The organism is Pseudomonas sp. HP_12, assembly GCF_055283955.1.
Genome location: NZ_JBTOQG010000011.1, coordinates 82575 through 99980, shown reverse-complemented (window position 1 = coordinate 99980; position 17406 = coordinate 82575). Strand labels below are relative to the sequence as shown.

Annotated in this window: 17 protein-coding genes; 15 read left to right on the top strand and 2 right to left on the bottom strand. The window is 62.6% G+C overall.

Translation table 11 applies throughout. The features are described from left to right. Window positions 1-250 precede the first annotated feature (250 nt). Window positions 251-1213, bottom strand: a complete 963-nt coding sequence (locus tag ACYASU_RS09995; RefSeq protein ID WP_463582698.1) for an isopenicillin N synthase family dioxygenase — start codon at window positions 1211-1213, stop codon at window positions 251-253. Between the two features lie 300 nt (window positions 1214-1513). Between ACYASU_RS09995 and ACYASU_RS09990 the strand changes: the two genes are divergently transcribed. From ACYASU_RS09990 to ACYASU_RS09950, 9 genes are all read left to right on the top strand, one after another. Then, on the top strand, window positions 1514-2905 hold the full coding sequence (locus tag ACYASU_RS09990) for an FAD-binding oxidoreductase (protein WP_463582697.1): 1392 nt from the start codon (window positions 1514-1516) through the stop codon (window positions 2903-2905). Between the two features lie 124 nt (window positions 2906-3029). After that, window positions 3030-3866, top strand: coding sequence for a transporter substrate-binding domain-containing protein (locus ACYASU_RS09985; RefSeq protein WP_463582696.1), 837 nt, complete (start codon window positions 3030-3032; stop codon window positions 3864-3866). A gap of 340 nt (window positions 3867-4206) precedes the next feature. After that, a complete protein-coding gene (locus ACYASU_RS09980; RefSeq protein WP_463582695.1) occupies window positions 4207-4866 on the top strand; it encodes an amino acid ABC transporter permease in 660 nt (219 codons plus the stop codon). Continuing rightward, window positions 4863-5534: an amino acid ABC transporter permease gene (locus ACYASU_RS09975; protein WP_463582694.1), complete on the top strand. Its 672-nt coding sequence runs from the start codon at window positions 4863-4865 to the stop codon at window positions 5532-5534. The genes ACYASU_RS09980 and ACYASU_RS09975 overlap by 4 nt, the downstream gene beginning before the upstream one ends. A gap of 74 nt (window positions 5535-5608) precedes the next feature. Next, window positions 5609-6421: an amino acid ABC transporter ATP-binding protein gene (locus tag ACYASU_RS09970; protein ID WP_463582701.1), complete on the top strand. Its 813-nt coding sequence runs from the start codon at window positions 5609-5611 to the stop codon at window positions 6419-6421. 53 nt (window positions 6422-6474) lie between these two features. Next, complete coding sequence (hutC, locus tag ACYASU_RS09965; RefSeq protein WP_463582693.1) at window positions 6475-7212, top strand: histidine utilization repressor; 738 nt, start codon at window positions 6475-6477, stop codon at window positions 7210-7212. A gap of 93 nt (window positions 7213-7305) precedes the next feature. Further along, window positions 7306-7602 carry a hypothetical protein gene (locus ACYASU_RS09960; protein ID WP_463582692.1) on the top strand — a complete coding sequence of 99 codons (297 nt, stop codon included), beginning with the start codon at window positions 7306-7308 and terminating at the stop codon, window positions 7600-7602. 535 nt (window positions 7603-8137) lie between these two features. Next, window positions 8138-9463, top strand: coding sequence for an MFS transporter (locus tag ACYASU_RS09955; RefSeq protein ID WP_463582700.1), 1326 nt, complete (start codon window positions 8138-8140; stop codon window positions 9461-9463). 246 nt (window positions 9464-9709) lie between these two features. Beyond that, window positions 9710-10537 (top strand): oxidoreductase, encoded by an 828-nt coding sequence (locus ACYASU_RS09950; protein ID WP_463582691.1) that lies wholly within the window; start codon window positions 9710-9712, stop codon window positions 10535-10537. A 504-nt stretch (window positions 10538-11041) separates the two neighbouring features. Here the strand turns inward: ACYASU_RS09950 and ACYASU_RS09945 are convergent. Next, on the bottom strand, window positions 11042-11803 hold the full coding sequence (locus ACYASU_RS09945; RefSeq protein ID WP_282373675.1) for a FadR/GntR family transcriptional regulator: 762 nt from the start codon (window positions 11801-11803) through the stop codon (window positions 11042-11044). Window positions 11804-12047: 244 nt separating this feature from the next. Here ACYASU_RS09945 and ACYASU_RS09940 point away from each other — a divergent pair, with 244 nt between their 5' ends. The 6 genes from ACYASU_RS09940 (at window position 12048) to ACYASU_RS09915 (ending at window position 17396) form a co-directional block, all read left to right on the top strand. After that, window positions 12048-12788: an SDR family oxidoreductase gene (locus ACYASU_RS09940; protein ID WP_463582690.1), complete on the top strand. Its 741-nt coding sequence runs from the start codon at window positions 12048-12050 to the stop codon at window positions 12786-12788. Between the two features lie 65 nt (window positions 12789-12853). After that, the gene (locus ACYASU_RS09935; protein ID WP_463582689.1) at window positions 12854-13699 is read left to right on the top strand and encodes a fumarylacetoacetate hydrolase family protein; all 846 of its coding nucleotides are present in this window, start codon (window positions 12854-12856) and stop codon (window positions 13697-13699) included. Window positions 13700-13952: 253 nt separating this feature from the next. Beyond that, entirely contained in the window at window positions 13953-15230 is a 1278-nt protein-coding gene (locus tag ACYASU_RS09930; protein WP_463582688.1) for an L-fuconate dehydratase, read from the top strand. A gap of 164 nt (window positions 15231-15394) precedes the next feature. Then, a complete protein-coding gene (locus tag ACYASU_RS09925) occupies window positions 15395-16276 on the top strand; it encodes an amidohydrolase family protein (protein ID WP_463582687.1) in 882 nt (293 codons plus the stop codon). Next, window positions 16273-17049, top strand: coding sequence for an L-fucose dehydrogenase (locus ACYASU_RS09920; protein ID WP_463582686.1), 777 nt, complete (start codon window positions 16273-16275; stop codon window positions 17047-17049). Before ACYASU_RS09925 ends, ACYASU_RS09920 begins: the two co-directional genes overlap by 4 nt. Continuing rightward, complete coding sequence (locus ACYASU_RS09915; RefSeq protein ID WP_463582685.1) at window positions 17046-17396, top strand: L-rhamnose mutarotase; 351 nt, start codon at window positions 17046-17048, stop codon at window positions 17394-17396. The genes ACYASU_RS09920 and ACYASU_RS09915 overlap by 4 nt, the downstream gene beginning before the upstream one ends. The last annotated feature ends 10 nt before the right edge of the window (window positions 17397-17406 follow it).

Here is a 17406-nt window from a genome sequence, read left to right as displayed (position 1 = left end):
GCATGGATGCCGCGAGAGCGCCGCTAGGACATGGATGTCCGTTCGGCGCGGGCCCACGGAGCGTCGTCGGAGTGAGGGTATTCCGACGAAGGAGGAACCCAACCAGGAGCACGGCCTTTTTGGTTACTTTTTCGGCTGTTGGAAAAAGTGACCCGCCGTAAGGGCGGAAGGGTAAGTCAGCGCCACCTCCGATAATGGATATGCGTAAATCTCCGCGCATTCGCCCGCCTTTCGGGGCTCGTCCTCGCGATTAACCCTTCTTCCGATACGCCATCGAATCATCAATCCGCTTGAGTATGTAATCCCCCGCCGCCACCGCCGGATACCGACTGGCAGCCACCTCGATTCCCAAATCGCACGGATCAATAACCGCCCCATAGGTCGGGTCATAAAACGTCGCGATCGAATACCGCTCATGCCCTGACTGATTGATCACCCGATGCAAGGTCGACCGAAACCGATCATTCGACCAACGCGCCAGCAAATCCCCCACGTTCACCACCAGACTGCCCTCGATCGGCGTTGCATCAATCCACGCCCCGCTGCCCAACTCACGCACCTGCAGACCGCCGCTGTTGTCCTGATGCAACAACGTAATACAGCCATAATCCGTGTGCGGCGCGACGCCGAACTGATCCGCTTCGGCCCGGGGTGGATGGGGCGGGTAATAGACCATCTGCGTACGCTGCAAACGCTTGCCGTATTTAGGCGCAAAAAAACCGGGTTCGATGCCCAAGCCCACGGCCACAGCCCTCAACAGATCAGCGCCGGCCTTGCCCATCTCCTCGTAGTACGCCTCCAGGGCCACCCGCAATGCCGGCATGAAATCCGGCCACTGGTTCGGCCCGCGCAACGCCTCCCCCGCCAGCACACTCGGGTCATCCTCCGGCAGCTCCAGGCCGATGCTGAAAAACTCCTTGAAATCCGGTTTGGTCGCCTCGTACATCAGCGCCCCGCCCAATGCGTGCCAGCCGCGGTGGCGCTTGTTCACCGCCACCTGGCGCTTTATTTCCGGCGCGAAGGCGAAGAAGGTTTTCGCGGCCGCCATGGTGCTGTCGATCACGTGTCGGGGCACGCCGTGGTTGATGATGTAGAAGAAGCCGCTCTCACTGCAGGCAGTGCGGATGGCTTCGCCGGCGCGACGGATCGCGGCCTCGTCGCCTTCACGGACGCCGGCCATGTCGATGATAGGAAGGTTAGCGGTGACGGTCATGGCAGGCTCCGGGCGCAGGAAATGGACTGGGCGGTATAGACCGGATCAAGCATTTACTGTGCCGCGCCGCTTCTTTGAGTGGGACCGGCTTCAGCCGGGAATGCGCGAGTGCGTGCACCCTCAATTCTGCGGTGTGACATACGACGCCTTCCCGGCTAAAGCCAGTCCTACAGGGAGGTCATTAACGTCCTCAGCCGGCCGGCGTTTCCGAGCTGGCCTGCATCTTGCCTCAGCTGTCTATACAGCCTCCCCGCTTTCAGGCACGCCCCATACCTGACGCGAATTGATCGAGTGGATTCCATGAGCGACCTGCAACAGACCATCAGCCAGTTGCGCCAGGCCCTGGGCGATTCTCAGGTGCTGACCGGCGAGGCCATCAGCCCGCGGCATTACAGCGACTGGACCCGCCACGCGCCGGCCTGCCCCGCTGCGCTTGTCCTGCCGACCAGCACCGAACAGGTCTCCCTCGCCCTGCGCATCTGTAACGCGGCGGGGCAAAGCGTGGTGCCTCAAGGCGGCATGACCGGCCTCGCGGGCGGCGCCGTTCCGCGCACCACCGACATCGCGCTGTCGCTGGATCGCCTGCGCGGCATCGAGGAAATCGACACGGCCGCCGCCACCGTCAGCGTGCGTGCGGGCACGACGCTGGAGGACATCCAGCACGCCGTGGCCGAGGCCGGTTTTTTGTTTCCGCTGGATCTGGGCGCCCGGGGCTCGTGCCAGATCGGCGGTAACATCGCTACCAATGCCGGCGGCAATGCGGTGATTCGTTACGGGATGACCCGCGATCTGGTCCTCGGTCTGGAGGTGGTGCTGGCGGACGGGCGCGTGCTCGACCTGATGAACAAGATGATCAAGAACAACTGCGGTTATGACCTAAAACAGTGCTTCATCGGCAGCGAAGGCACCCTTGGGGTGATTACCCGTGCGGTTCTGAAAATGGCGCCGCCACCCGGTCCGACCACCACGCTGCTCTGCGCCCTGCCCGATTACCCCAGCGCGGTCGCCCTGCTGCGGCGCATTCAATCGAGCGTCGGCACGCCCCAGGCGTATGAACTGATGTGGCAGGATTTCTTCCGCCTCGGTGTGTCGTGGCTGGGGAGCTCAGCGCAGGAGAAGCCCGTCGCGCCGATGCCCGATGATCATCCGCTGTACGTGCTGCTGGAGTCTTCCGGCCCAAGCGATGCGCTGGAGGAAACCCTTGAAGCGGCGATTGAAGCCGGTGAAGTGGTCGATGCCATCCTCGCGACCTCCCAGGCCCAGGCCCGCGGGCTGTGGAAGATTCGCGAGGCGACCGGCGAGTTTCCCCAGCGCATGGCGCCGCTGAATTTCGACATCAGCCTGCCCATCGGCCGCATCGGTGAGTTTGCCGAACGCTGCCGTGAGCGCATCGACGCGCGCTGGCCGGGTAACCGAAGCGTGTATTTCGGCCACATCGGTGACAGCAATCTGCACCTGACCGTGGACTGCAACTCGCTGCCGCAGCCCGCGCCGGTGCTGGAAATCGAGGAGCTGGTGTACAGCGCCGTCGGCGAGCTGGGCGGCGCGGTGTCGGCCGAACATGGCATCGGCCTGCTCAAGCGCGAGTTTCTCCATCACTCGGTGAGCGCAGAAGCCTTGCAAGTAATGGCCGAGCTCAAGCGCAGTTTCGACCCCAACGGCATTCTCAATCCGGGGAAGATCCTCAGCTGATAGCCCCATGCCGGTTGTCTATACCGGTATGGCACGCTAACTGCAGTTGCAGAATCATTCACCCGCTCACCCAACATCCCACAGCCTTCGACGAAACACACCGCATCCACCCAGGAGCCATCCCATGTCACTCGACTCTGTGTTCCGCAGGACGTTTAAACGCTTGAGTATCGCTGCCACGTTGACGCTGCTGCCATTCGCGGTTCAGGCCGACCAACTGGCCGATGTGAAGAAGGCCGGTGAGCTGGTGGTCGGCACCGAAATGCAGTTTGCGCCCTTCGATTTCCTCGAAGCGGGCAAACAGAAAGGCTTGAACGCCGAGCTGTTCGAGGCGCTGGGCCAGGAGTTGGGGGTCAAGATCAAGTTCCTCGACCTGCCGTGGCCGAGCGTGCTGCCCGGCCTTGAGGCGAAGAAATTCGACGTGGTGGCCGGTCCGATCATCGTGACCAAGGCGCGCAAGGAGCGTTACCACTTCGTCTCGCCGATCGCCGAAGCGACCGTGGCGCTGCTGGCCGGGGCCAAGGACGACAGCATCGGCAAGCCTGAAGACATCGCCGGTAAAACCGTCGGTGCCGGCAAGGGCTCGGCGCAGCTGGAAGAGCTGAAAGCCTTCGCCGCGACCCTGCCGCAGAAGGTCACCATTCGTGAATACGTCGACAACAACCAGGCCTACGCCGACCTGGCCGCCAAGCGCATCGTCGCCGTGGCCAACTCGCTGCCGAACATCTCCTTCGTCGCCGCGCAGAAAAGCAATCTGTACAAAGTGGTGCAGCCGCCGTTCGGCAAGAAATCCTATTTCGCCTACCTGGGCCGCAAGGACGCCGATGCCGACAGCCTGATCGCCGCGCTGGATGCCGCCCTGACCAAGATGCACGACGACGGCCGCCTGGCCGCGCTGCAGAAGAAATGGCTGGGGGCGGAAATGGACGTGCCGAAGGGTGATTTCGAGCCGACGTGGTAAGGCGCGTTTGAGCCTTCGGCTTTAACTCATGGCCGACAGAACGACACATAACCTGTGGGAGCGAGCTTGCTCGCGAATGCATTTTTGCAGTGAAAGAGATGTCGCCTGACACACCGCTTTCGTGAGCAAGCTCACTCCCACAAGGTCTTGGCGTCGACTCCGGATTTGCGGGGCGACACCTAACGTGTAGGAGTGAGCTTGCTCGCGATTGCGGTATGTCAGACACCCCATATGCGGCAGGCAAACCGCATTCGTGAGCAAGCTCACTCCCACAAGGTCTGTGCCCGACGACTCACATCGTGATGATTCATCAGGACGGTTCACACAGCGGAGTACCCCCGTGTTCGATTGGCCCTTGCTGCAGCAAAACGCGCCGCTCTTGCTTGGCGCTCTGTGGGTGACGCTACAGGTGTCGATGGCCGCGCTGGTGTTCGGCTTTGTCATCGGCATCGTCGTCGGCAGCCTGCGCCTGTCGCCGATCCCCTTGCTGCGCCGCCTCGGTGGCGCCTACATTTTCGTGTTCCGCGGCATTCCGCTGCTGGTGCAATTGCTGTTCATCTATTACTTCCTGCCCCGGGTAGGCCTGCCCAATGTCTCGCCCACGGTGGCGGCGATCATCGGCCTGTCCCTGGCCGCCGGCGCCTATATCGCCGAGATCATGCGTGGCGGGTTTCTTGCGATTCCCGGCGGTCAGCTGGAGGCCGCCGGCTTGCTGGGCATGAGCGACGCGCAGATGCTCATGCGCATCCGCGTGCCCCAGGCCGTGCGCCTGACGCTGCCGGCGCTGGTCAATGAAATGATTCTGCTGATCAAAGCCTCGTCGCTGGTTTCGGTGGTCGGGCTGGCCGACCTCACCCGCACGGCGCAGAACCTCGCCGCCAGCGATTACATGTTCGTCCAGGACTACCTGATGCTGGCCGGCTTCTACTGCCTGATCAACGTGCCGCTGGCCTACGCCGCGAGCCTGCTCGAACGACGCCTGAAGGAGCGCACGGCATGACCTTCGACCCCAGCATTTTCACAGACCACCTGGGCGACATCGGCTCGGGGTTTCTGGTCACCCTCGGCACCTGGAGCAGCGGCGTCGTGCTCGGCCTGGCGCTGGGCATGCTGATCGCCGTCGCCCAGGTGTTCGGCAACAACGTCGTCCGTGCGCCGCTGCGGGTGTTCATCGAGCTGATCCGCAGCACGCCGTTTCTGGTGCAGCTGTTCCTGGTGTATTACGGCGGGCCGTCGTTCGGCATCAGCCTCGACCCGATCCCCGCCGGCATTCTCGGCCTGGGGGTTTACGGCGGCGTGTACTTCGCCGAGATCTTCCGCACCGGCTTCGAGTCGGTCGCCCGGGGCCAGCTGGAAGCCGCCGATTGCCTGGGCATTACCCGCCTGCAAAGTATCTGGCGCATCCAGTTGCCGCAGATGCTGGTGATGATTCTGCCGGCGCTGGTAAACATGGTCACGGTGCTGTGCAAGGAAACCGCCGTGCTGTCGATCATCACCATTCCCGAGCTGACGATGGTCCTTACCGGCATCGGTTCGGAAACCTTCGCCTTCGTCGAAACCCTGCTGATGCTGTGCATCGGCTACCTGATTCTGGTGGAGCTGTGCTCGCGGCTGGGCATGCTGCTGGAAACCCGCGTCGGCCGCTTCATGAGCAGGCAAACCCCATGAACAGTCTTCTGATCCCTGGCGGCAACGTGCCCGCCCCGACCGGCGAACCGACCGGCCAATCCCTGGATGAACCTATGAAAACCAACGGCGAGCCCTCGACCGTCCTGACCCTGAGCCAGGTGGGCAAAAGCTTCGGCACCCTGCGCGTGCTCAAGGGCATCGACTTGCAGGTGCGGCGCTCGGAAGTGGTCTGCCTGATCGGTCCGTCGGGCTCGGGCAAAAGCACCCTGCTGCGCAGCATGGCGTTTCTGGAGGAGTACGACGAAGGCGAGATCCGCATCGAAGGCCAGTTGCTCGGCTGGCAGGACACCGACAAGGGCCGTCGCCGCGCGCCGCAATCGCAGATCAATCAGGTGCGGCGCAACGTCGGCATGGTCTTTCAGCAGTTCAACCTGTGGCCGCACATGACCGCCCTTGGCAACGTCTGCGAAGCCTTGCGGCGGGTGCGCAAACTCTCGGCCGACGACGCGAAGAAGCGCGGCATGGCGATGCTCGACAAGGTGGGCCTGGCGCACAAGGCCGAGGCGTATCCCGCGCAACTTTCCGGTGGTCAGCAGCAGCGGGTGGCGATTGCCCGGGCGCTGGCGATGGAACCGCACATCATGCTGTTCGACGAGCCCACCTCGGCCCTCGACCCGGAGCTGGTGGGTGAAGTGCTGCAGGTGATGAAGACCCTTGCGAAGGAAGGCATGACCATGGTCGTGGTCACCCACGAGATGGGCTTTGCCGCCCAGGTCGCCGATTCGGTGATCTTTCTCGATCAGGGCGAAATCGTCGCACGCGGCACGCCGCAACAGATTTTCCACAACGCCGAACAACCCCGGCTGCAACAGTTCTTGCAGAACTACCTGGACCGCAACGCATTCTGGCAGGACGCCAAGGCGTGATGCGCTTTTTTTAGGGCCGTCGACGCACGCCTGTTCGGAAAGGGAGAGAAACGATGGATAAGCCGGCACCCCAGGCCCTTTATCGGCGGGCGAAGTCCTTCGTTCACGGCAAGCTGTCGTCGGGGGAATGGAAGCCCGGCGACCTGATTCCGTCGGAGAACCGCCTGGTGGTCGAGCTGGGCATGTCGCGGATGACCGTCAACCGGGCGCTGCGCGAGCTGACCGAAGAAGGCCGCCTGCTGCGGGTGTCCGGGGTCGGCACCTTCGTCGCCGCGAGCAAGCCGCAATCCAACCTGCTGCGCATCACCAACATCGCCGACGAAATCCTTGCCCGGGGCCATCGCTATCGTTGCCAGGTGCTGCACCTGGCACGGGAATCGGCGTCGATGCCCATCGCCTCGGCCCTCTCGCTTGCCACTGGCGCGTCGGTGTTTCACCTGTTGTGCGTGCATTACGAGGACGATGTGGCGGTGCAGCTGGAGGACCGTTACGTCAACCCGCACGCCGCGCCGGACTTTCTGAACCAGCCCTTCGGCGACGCGTTGCAGTCGGCGCGCTATCTGTTGCAGATCATTCAGCCCGATGAGATGGAGCACATCGTCGAGGCCAGCCACCCGAGCGCCGAGGAGCTCAAGCATCTGCAGATCGAGCCGGGCGAGCCGTGTCTGGTGCTGATGCGCCGCACCTGGAACAGCGGCAACGTGGTGACCTACGTGCGGTTGGTGCATCCGTCCTCGCGCTATCGACTGGGCAGTCGCATGCCGGTGACGGGTGCGTATCGCGACAGCTGAAGCCTGCCGGTCAGCACATGGATCGAACCCTTGCGCGCCGTTGCCCTCGATATCTGTACGTCCTGTGAACGGGACATGACAGAAGAGGTGCGTATGGCTACCCAGAACAACGATCAAACCGTCAACCGCAACGACCCGGCGATTAATCCTGCCGTTGAGAAAGTCAGGCCAGACAGCAGCGTGGCGCAGAACGATGCGCTGAAGAACCAGGGCGGGTCACAGAGCCAGTCCGAGGACGGCGCGCAGAGTCAGGAGAACAACGGCAACCTGACCGGCGAGAACAGCTTCACCCCTGATTTCGAGCCTGAAGAGCATGAGTCGCCGGATACCACCAAAGAGGAACGGCAGACGGGTGAGCTGGACAAGGACATTGATACAGCGGGGGGTTGAGGGCGGCCTTCTGGACCGGAGATTCAAATCAGGTTTGTGAGTCTGGTTACTGAATTTGATTCCGGCCTGGCACTGGTGGGAGTGAGCTTGCTCAGGAGGAGGACGGTACAGCCGCTGAATTTGTGGCGGCTGGGCCTAAGTCTTCGCGAGCAGGCTCACTCCCACACGATTTCAATGTCGGCTAACAGGATTTGGTTGCGCCCCGGACCTTGTGGGAGTGAGCTTGCTCACGAAGGGGACGGTACAGCCGCTGAATTTCTAGCGGCTGGGCCTGAGTCTTCGCGAGCAAGCTCGCTCCTACAGGATCTTCAGTGGCTGCGAAGCCTCAGCTCCGCACCTTGGTACGCCGCCATCCGCTTATCCCGCGTATCTTTAATTGCGTAGCACCCTAACAAAACGGCACCATCACGCTTTCGTCTGCGACTGCAGACCCGCCTGAAGTTCATCCCCCGGAGCGTTGTCGATAATGGTCCAGCCCGCCACTCAGGATGCCCCGCGCGTCGGTAATAAACTTACACCCCGCGAGTTTCGCGGCATGGCGGCGATTCTGATGTCCATCGCCCTCGCCACCCTCGACACCGCCATCGCCAACACCGCCCTTCCCGCCATCGCGGCTGATCTGAACGCCTCGCCGGCCGCGTCGGTGTGGATCATCAACGCCTACCAGCTCGCTGCCGTCGCCACGCTGTTGCCGTTCGCGGCGCTGGGCGGTGTGCTCGGTCATCGCAAGGTCTATCTGGGCGGGCTGATTCTGTTCGTGGTGTCGTCGGCGCTGTGTGCGCTTTCCTGGTCATTGCCCACGCTGACCATCGCCCGCGTGCTGCAGGGCATCGGCGCCAGCGCGATCATGAGCGTCAATGCCGCGCTGATCGGCTCGATTTTCCCCCACGAACGGCTCGGGCGCGGGCTGGGCATGAACGCTTTGGTGGTCGGCACCTCGTTTTCCATCGGCCCGACCGTGGCCTCGCTGGTGTTGTCGGTAGCGAGTTGGCCGTGGCTGTTCGCGATCAACCTGCCCATCGGCCTGTTCGCCCTGGTATTCGCCTGGAATTCGCTGCCCGCCACACGCCTCGGCAGCCTGACCTTCGACCGCATGACGGCCGTGCTCAATGTCATCACCTTCGGCGCGCTGATCTTTGCCCTGAGTCAGGCGGCGCAACTGGGTTCCATGGCCAGCGTGCTCATCGCCCTTACGATCTTTCTGGTGGGCGGCGCGCTGATGCTAAAACGCGAGGTCGGTCACCCTGCCCCGATGTTTCCCCTGGATTTGCTCAAGCGGCCGCTGTTTGCGTTGTCGGCGCTGACGGCCTTCTATTCGTTCGCCACCCAAGGGCTGGCCTTCGTCTCGCTGCCGTTCTTTTTTGAAAGCACCCTGGGCCGCGACCCGATCCAGACCGGGTTTCTGATGACGCCGTGGTCGGTGGTGGTGGCGATGATCGCGCCGTTCGCCGGGCGCTTGTCGGACCGTTATGCGCCGGGGCTGCTGGGCGGGATCGGCTTGGCGATGCTCTGCCTGGGAATGATGTCCCTGGCGACCATGCCCGCCGACGCCAGCGTGATGTCGATCATTGCGCGGATGATTCTGTGCGGCATCGGCTTCGGTTTCTTTCAGGCGCCGAATCAGAAAGCCCTGATGACCAGCGCGCCAAAGGAACGCTCCAGCGGCGCCAGCGGCACGATTGCGACGGCACGTTTGATCGGTCAGGCCACGGGCGCGGCGTTGGTCGCACTGAGCTTCGGGATTTCCAATACCCACGGCCCGGTGCTGGCGTTGAGCATCGGCGCGGGCTTTGCGGCGGTGGGCAGTGTGGCGAGCGGCTTGCGGTTGGTGACCAAGAACACGGCCAATCCGCGAGTTTGATACGCCCACGATCTTGTAGGAGTGAGCTTGCTCGCGATTGCGGCGTGTCAGTTGCAGGTGAGTTGACTGACACACCGTGATCGCGAGCAAGCTCACGCCTACAGGACCGGCATTCTTCCCATGGCAGCGCCAAGCCGGGGCAGGATCAGGCAATCATCGCGCAGGACTGGGTCATCGGTTTGGCGCGCAGGGTTCCTACCATGGGGGCCTGCCATCAACGGCTTAGGCCTCATGAGGAAACGCACAATGAGCAAAACCCTGTTTATCACCGGTGTCAGCAGCGGTTTCGGCCAGGCATTGGCGCAACGGGCGCTGGCGGCGGGTCATACCGTGATCGGCACGCTGCGCAATGAAGACGCCGTGCAGGCATTTGAAGCCCAGGCACCCGGTCGCGCCCACGGCGTGTTGCTGGACGTCACCGACTTCGACGCCATCGACCGCGTGGTGACCGAAGCCGACAACGCGTTCGGGCCCATCGACGTGCTGGTGAACAACGCCGGCTATGGCCACGAAGGCATTCTGGAAGAGTCACCGCTGGAAGATTTGCGTCGGCAGTTCGACGTCAACGTGTTCGGCGCAGTGGCGATCATCAAGGCTTTCGTGCCGCTGTTCCGTCAGCGCCGCAGCGGGCACATCCTCAACGTCACCTCCATGGGCGGCTTCATCACGATGCCGGGGATTTCCTACTACCACGGCAGCAAATTCGCCCTGGAAGGCATTTCTGAATCCCTGGGCAAGGAGCTGAAGCCGTTCAATGTGTTCGTCACCGCGGTGGCACCGGGTTCGTTCCGCACGGATTGGGCCGGCCGTTCGATGCAGCGTACTGCGCGGCAGATTACCGACTACGACGCCAGCTTCGACCCGATCCGCAAGGCCCGCGAAGAACGCAGCGGCAAGCAGCCAGGCGATCCGGTCAAGGCAGCCGATGCGATGCTCAAGCTGATTGATAGCCCCAACCCCCCGGCGCATCTGCTGCTGGGCAGCGATGCGTTGAAGCTGGTGCGGGAAAAGCTGGCGCAGCTGGAAGCCGAGTTTGCGGAATGGGAAGAGGTGTCGCGTTCGACGGATGGGTGAGACGTCATGGAAAGGTGGGCCATGCCGAGGACCTGTGGGAGTGAGCTTGCTCACGAAGAGGCCGGGGCATTCAGCCAATTTCTCTGGTGTCAGACATTAAGTCTTCGCGAGCAAGCTCGCTCCCACGAGACCGCGGCTGACTTGAGATTTCGAGCCATGCCGAGGACCTGTGGGAGTGAGCTTGCTCACGAAGAGGCCGCGGCTGACTTGAGATTTCGAGCCATGCCGAGGACCTGTGGGAGTGAGCTTGCTCACGAAAGCGCAGGTCCAGCCACTGCATCTTTATCGGCTGGAAGCCAGCATTCGCGAGCAAGCTCGCTCCCACGAGACCGCGGCTGACTTGAGATTTCGAGTCATACAGAGGACCTGTGGGAGTGAGCTTGCTCACGAAAGCGCCGGTCCAGCCACTGCATCTTTATCGGCTGGAAGCCAGCATTCGCGAGCAAGCTCGCTCCCACAAGTTCTCCGTTAACAGCGACATCTGCTGTGTTCCCGCTTTACGAGCTACACCCCGCCCCGGCTAAAGATGCGGATGACTTCATCCAGATGCCCCGCCATCGCCTGCCTCGCAGCGTCTGCATCTCGATTTTGCAGGGCGTCGAGGATCAGGCGGTGTTCGTGTTCGGAGCGGAACGGCATGTCGTCGGAGGTGTAGTGCGCCTGCAAACGCTGGAACATGCTGCCGTACTGATGCCCGAGCAGGTGTTTGATCATCAGCCCATAGGCCGGGTTGCCGGAGGCCTGGGCGATGCGAATGTGAAACAGCCGATCGCCCGGGTGGGTGTGGGAATGCTCGCGGTTGTCGCGGGCGTTGCGTTCGAAGGCCTCGCGGATGGCTTCAAGTTCTTCATCGCTGGCGTTTTGAGCTGCCAGCGCCGCCGCTTCCGGTTCAATCAACCGCCGCGCCTGGAGCAAGGCAAACGGCGGAATCTCCGCGCTGAAATCCACCTCGATGCCCAGCTCGGGGTCGACGTCTTTCCACTGATCGCGGGTGACCTGGGTCATTACCGGTTCATCGGACAGCTTCTGCACGGGCGGCTCACAGACCAGCACGCCATTGCCCACGCGCACATCCACCAGCCCGATCACCTCAAGGGCAATCATCGCCTCGCGCACCGACGCCCTGCTCACCCCCAGCATCTTGGCCAATTCACGTTCGGCCGGCAGGCGGCTGCCCGGTGGAAATTCGCCGCTGTCGATCAGCGCGCGGAGCTGATCGGCGATCTGGCGATAAAGTCTCTGGTTATCAATTACTTGGATTGGCATAGGGAATCGGCTCGGAATTTTACAGCGCACTGGATCGAAAAATGACCTTGTTGCAGTCCATGACTAGTGCTAAAAACAGGACCAATGGCCTGACCATTGGAGCGCTGCAGTGAGCGGAGCATAGCAAAACCCGTCGGGGTTCGGCGTGCTTCAAATCTCATGACGCGCTGCCCGGTTCGATCAGCAGACCTCGACGGCAGCATGGCCAGTCAGGTCGTTTCAACAATAAAAACAAGGGATCAACATGGACCTCACCGGTAAGCGAGTGCTCATCACGGCCGCCGCCCAGGGCATCGGTCAAGCCAGCGTCGAGGCTTATCTGAAGGCCGGCGCGGAAGTCTTCGCCGTGGACATCAACGGCGCAGCGCTGGATCACCTGCAGGGCGTGCACAAACGCGTGCTCGATGTCACCGATCACGCCGCCATCGAACGGCTCGCCACCGAAGTGGGCGCGCTGGACGTGCTGTTCAACTGCGCGGGCGTGGTGCACAGCGGCAACATCCTCGAATGCTCCGACGACGACTGGCGCTTCGCCTTCGACCTCAACGTCACCGCCATGTACAAGATGATCCGCGCGTTCCTGCCGGCCATGCTGGCCAACGGTGGCGGCTCGATCATCAATATGTCGTCGGTGGCCTCGGCCATCAAGGGCGTGCCCAACCGCTTCGCCTACTGCGCCAGCAAGGCCGCCGTGATCGGCATCACCCGTTCGGTCGCCGCCGACTTCGTCGGGCAGAACATCCGCTGCAACTGCATTTGCCCCGGCACCGTGGAATCCCCTTCCCTGCGTCAGCGGGTGGCCGATCAGGCGGCGCGCGAGGGCCGCGAAGAGGCCGAGGTGTACGCCGCGTTCGAAGCGCGCCAGCCCATGGGACGCCTGGGCACCCCCGAGGAAATCGCCCAACTGGCGCTGTACCTCGGCTCGTCGGCCAGCGGCTTTACCACCGGCACGGCGCAGATCATCGATGGCGGCTGGAGCAACTGAGCCTGTTCACGACCTTCACCAATACCCACACCGAATTCTGATCAATCATCATTAGAGGACACCCCATGAAATTGCTGCGTTACGGCGAACCCGGTCAAGAACGCCCTGGCCTGCTGGACAGCAACGGCCGCATTCGCGATCTGACCGATCTCATCGGCGACCTGTCGGGCACCGCCCTGAGCCCGGAAAGCATTGCCCATTTGCAGTCCCAGGACGTCAACAGCCTGCCGCTGGTTGAGGGCAATCCGCGCCTCGGCCCGTGCGTGGGCAAGATCGGCAAGTTCATCTGCATCGGCCTGAACTACGCAGACCACGCCGCAGAAACCGGTGCCGACATTCCGAAAGAGCCGATCATTTTCAACAAGTGGACCAGCGCCATCGTCGGCCCCAACGACAACGTGGAAATCCCGCGCAACTCGAAGAAGACCGACTGGGAAGTCGAACTGGGCGTGGTGATTGGCAAGGGCGGTCGCTACATCGACGAAGCCGATGCGCTGGAGCACGTGGCGGGCTATTGCGTGATCAACGACGTCTCCGAGCGTGAATTTCAGATCGAGCGCGGCGGCACCTGGGACAAGGGCAAGGGCTGCGACACTTTCGGCCCGATCGGTCCGTGGCTGGTGACCCGCGATGAAATCGCCGATCCCCATCAGCTCAACCTGTGGCTGGAAGTCGACGGCAAGCGCTACCAGAACGGCAACACGCGCACGATGATTTTCCAGATCCCCAGGCTGGTGAGCTACCTGAGCCAGTTCATGAGCCTGCAACCGGGCGACGTGATTTCCACCGGCACACCGCCAGGCGTGGGCCTGGGCATCAAGCCGGAGCCAGTCTTCCTGCGCGCCGGCCAGACCATGCGTTTGGGTATTGAAGGGCTGGGTGAACAGCAGCAACTGACAGTCGACGCGTGAAGCAGCAAACACCGTCGCTGTGGGAGCGAGCTTGCTCGCGAAGAGGCCAGTACATCCACCGAATTTCTGTGGGTAGAGATGCCGCCTTCGTGAGCAAGCTCACTCCCACAATATCTCCATCCAGTTGAGATCATGTGGTGCCTGAGATCACAGGGTTTCGCCGGACTGAGATCACTGTGGTGCCAAGCTGAAAAGTTTTAACCGAATTCCCAAGCAAACCGCGCTGCCCATAACAATGCCAAAGGGACCCGCCATGACCACCATCACCGCCTTGCGCGTTGAAGACATTCGTTTCCCCACGTCGCAATTCCTCGACGGCTCGGACGCGATGAACCCGGACCCCGACTACTCGGCGGCCTACGTCATTCTCGAAACCGATCACCCCACCCTGCAGGGCCACGGCCTGACCTTCACCATCGGCCGCGGCAACGAGGTCTGTTGCGCCGCGATCAAGGCGCTGGCGGGCGTGATGGTCGGGCTGAAGCTGGAATGGATCGCCGAAGACATGGGCCGTTTCTGGCGTCACGTCACCAGCGACAGCCAGTTGCGCTGGATCGGCCCTGACAAGGGCGCGATTCACCTGGCGACTGGCGCCGTGGTCAATGCGACGTGGGATTTGTGGGCCAAGTCCGAGGGCAAGCCGGTGTGGCAACTGGTCGCGGAAATGACCCCGGCGCAACTGGTGCGCTGCATCGATTTTCGCTACATCACCGACTGCCTCACCCCGGACGAAGCCCTGACCCTGCTGACCGAGCGCGCCGAGGGCAAAGCACAACGGTTGCGGACGCTGCTTGCCGACGGTTACCCCTGCTACACCACCTCGGCGGGCTGGCTCGGCTACCCTGACGACAAGCTACGCCGGCTGTGTCAGGAAGCGGTCGACGGCGGTTTTTCCCACATCAAACTCAAGGTTGGCCGCGACCTGCAGGACGACATCCGCCGGGTGCGCATCGCCCGGGAAGTGCTGGGGCCGGATCGTCATCTGATGATCGACGCCAATCAGGTCTGGGAGGTCGGCGAGGCCATCGACTGGGTCCGCGAGCTGGCGTTCGCCAAACCGTGGTTCATTGAAGAACCGACCAGCCCGGACGACGTCGAAGGCCATCGCACGATTCGTCTTGGCGTGCACCCGGTGAAGGTGGCGACGGGCGAGATGTGCCAGAACCGCATCGTCTTCAAGCAACTGATCATGCGTGGCGCCATCGACGTGGTGCAGATCGACGCCTGCCGCCTCGGCGGGGTCAACGAGGTGCTGGCGGTGATGCTCATGGCCGCCAAATACCGGCTGCCGGTCTGCCCCCATGCCGGCGGCGTCGGGTTGTGCGAGTACGTGCAGCACCTGTCGATGATCGACTTCCTGTGCATCGCCGGCACCCATGAGGGTCGGGTGGTGGAATACGTTGATCACCTGCATGAGCACTTTGAAGACCCTTGTGTGATTCGTGATGCGGCGTATTTGCCGCCGGCCGCCCCGGGGTTTTCGATTCAGATGAAAGCCGCCTCGCGGGCGCGGTACGCATACAAGGGCTGAGCACACTGCCGAACCCTTGTAGGAGCGCGCTTGGTCTGTGCGGCAACCGGACGAAATGGCCGGGACACCCGATGCAGGTGTGTCGTTTGTACCTAAGCCTTTGCGAGAAAGCTCACTCCTACAGTAATTGCGTGAGGCCATGAAACGGACGGAGTACAACAACAATGTCGTCCCGACACTCAAGCGTTCCGGCACCGCCCTTGCGGGTGGATGCCCATCAGCATTTCTGGACTTATGACGCCAGGGATTACCCGTGGATTGACCAGCGCCATGCTGCGTTGCAACGGGATTTTCTGCCGGGCGATTTAAAACCTCTGCTCGATCGGCATGGCATCGATGGCTGCGTCGCGGTGCAGGCGCGGCACAGTGTCGACGAGACGGACGCACTTCTGACCCATGCGGCCGAGCATCCGTGGATCTTCGGCGTCGTCGGCTGGGCGGACCTGCGGGCGGATGGTGTCGACGAGCAATTGGCACGCTGGGCGGACGCGGAAAAACTGGTCGGCCTGCGTCACCTGATCCAGGACGAACCGGCGCCGTCGCTGTTCCTCCAGGACCCGGCCTTCGCCCGGGGTATGCGGCAGCTGCAAACCCTCGGGCTGACTTACGACGTGCTGATAAAAGACAAAGACCTGCACGCCGCCACCGACTTCTGCCAACGCCACGACCGGCATCACCTGATCCTTGATCACCTCGGCAAACCGGATCTGTCCCTGGAAGACCCCATCGCCTGGGCCGATCGCCTTGCCCCGCTGGCCGCCCTGCCCCACGTGGCCTGCAAACTGTCGGGGCTGATTACCGAAGCCGACTGGCAACGCTGGCGACCGGTGGAACTGCTGCCGTATTTCTATCTGGCGCTGGAATTGTTCGGGCCGCAACGACTGATGTTCGGCTCCGACTGGCCGGTCTGTCTGGTGGCGGGCAATTACAGCGACGTCCACCAGTTGTTCGAAACCGCCATCAGCTCGCTCTCCGTCGATGAGCAAAACGCGCTGCGCGGCGGCACCGCCATTCGCCTGTATGGCCTGCTAGGAAACTGCCCATGAATCTGCACCTGCAAGACAAGGTCATCATCGTCACCGGCGGCGGCTCGGGGATTGGCGCCGCGATCTCACTGGGGCTGGCCGAAGAAGGCGCGATCCCGGTGATCTTCGCCAATCAGCCGTTGCCTGCTGAATGGGCCGCCGAGCTGGACAGTCGCCAGCCGCAGACCCTGTTCGTCCAGGTCGAGCTGCGCGACGAGGCCGAATGTGCGGCGGCGGTGAGCAAGGTGCTGGAGCGCTTTGGCCGCATCGACGGGCTGGTCAACAACGCCGGGGTCAACGACAACGTCGGGCTGGAGGCCGGTCGCAGCGCGTTCATCGAGTCGCTGGAGAAGAACCTCATTCACTACTACGTCATGGCCCATCTGTGCGTCGACGCGCTGAAAGCCAGCAAGGGTGCCATCGTCAACATCGGTTCGAAGACTGCACTCACCGGCCAGGGCGGCACCAGCGGCTACACCGCCTCGAAAGGCGCGCAACTGTCGCTGACCCGGGAATGGGCGGCGTCTTTGCTGAGCGATGGCGTGAGGGTGAACGCGGTGATTCCGGCTGAAGTGATGACGCCGCTGTACGAGCGCTGGATTTCCAGCTTCGACGACCCTGACGCGAAGCTGGCGAAGATCGTCGAGAAAATCCCCCTCGGCCAGCGCATGACCACGCCGACGGAGATTGCCGACAGCGTGCTGTTTCTGCTGTCCCCGCGAGCGTCCCACACCACCGGACAGTGGCTGGTGGTGGACGGCGGCTATACGCATCTGGATCGGGCACTGACATGAGCGCGCAGCGTTTTTGTCTGGCCCTGGACATGGCCGATGACGAGGCGTTGATCGCCGAGTATGAACAACTGCACCGGCGCATCTGGCCGGAAATTGCCGAACACCTGCGCAGTCAGGGCGTGCTGGACATGCAGATCTGGCGACTGGGTACGCGGCTGTTCATGGTCATGGATACCGCCCCGGGCTTCAGCGCCGACGCGATGGATCAGGCGTCGGCGGCCAACCCCAAGGTGCATGAATGGGAGGCGTTGATGTGGCGGTTTCAGAGACCGACGCCGTGGACCGAGCCGGGGAATAAATGGCAGCCCATGGCGCAGATTTTTAGCCTGTCGGATCAGCCGCCTTGAAGCGCTTCAA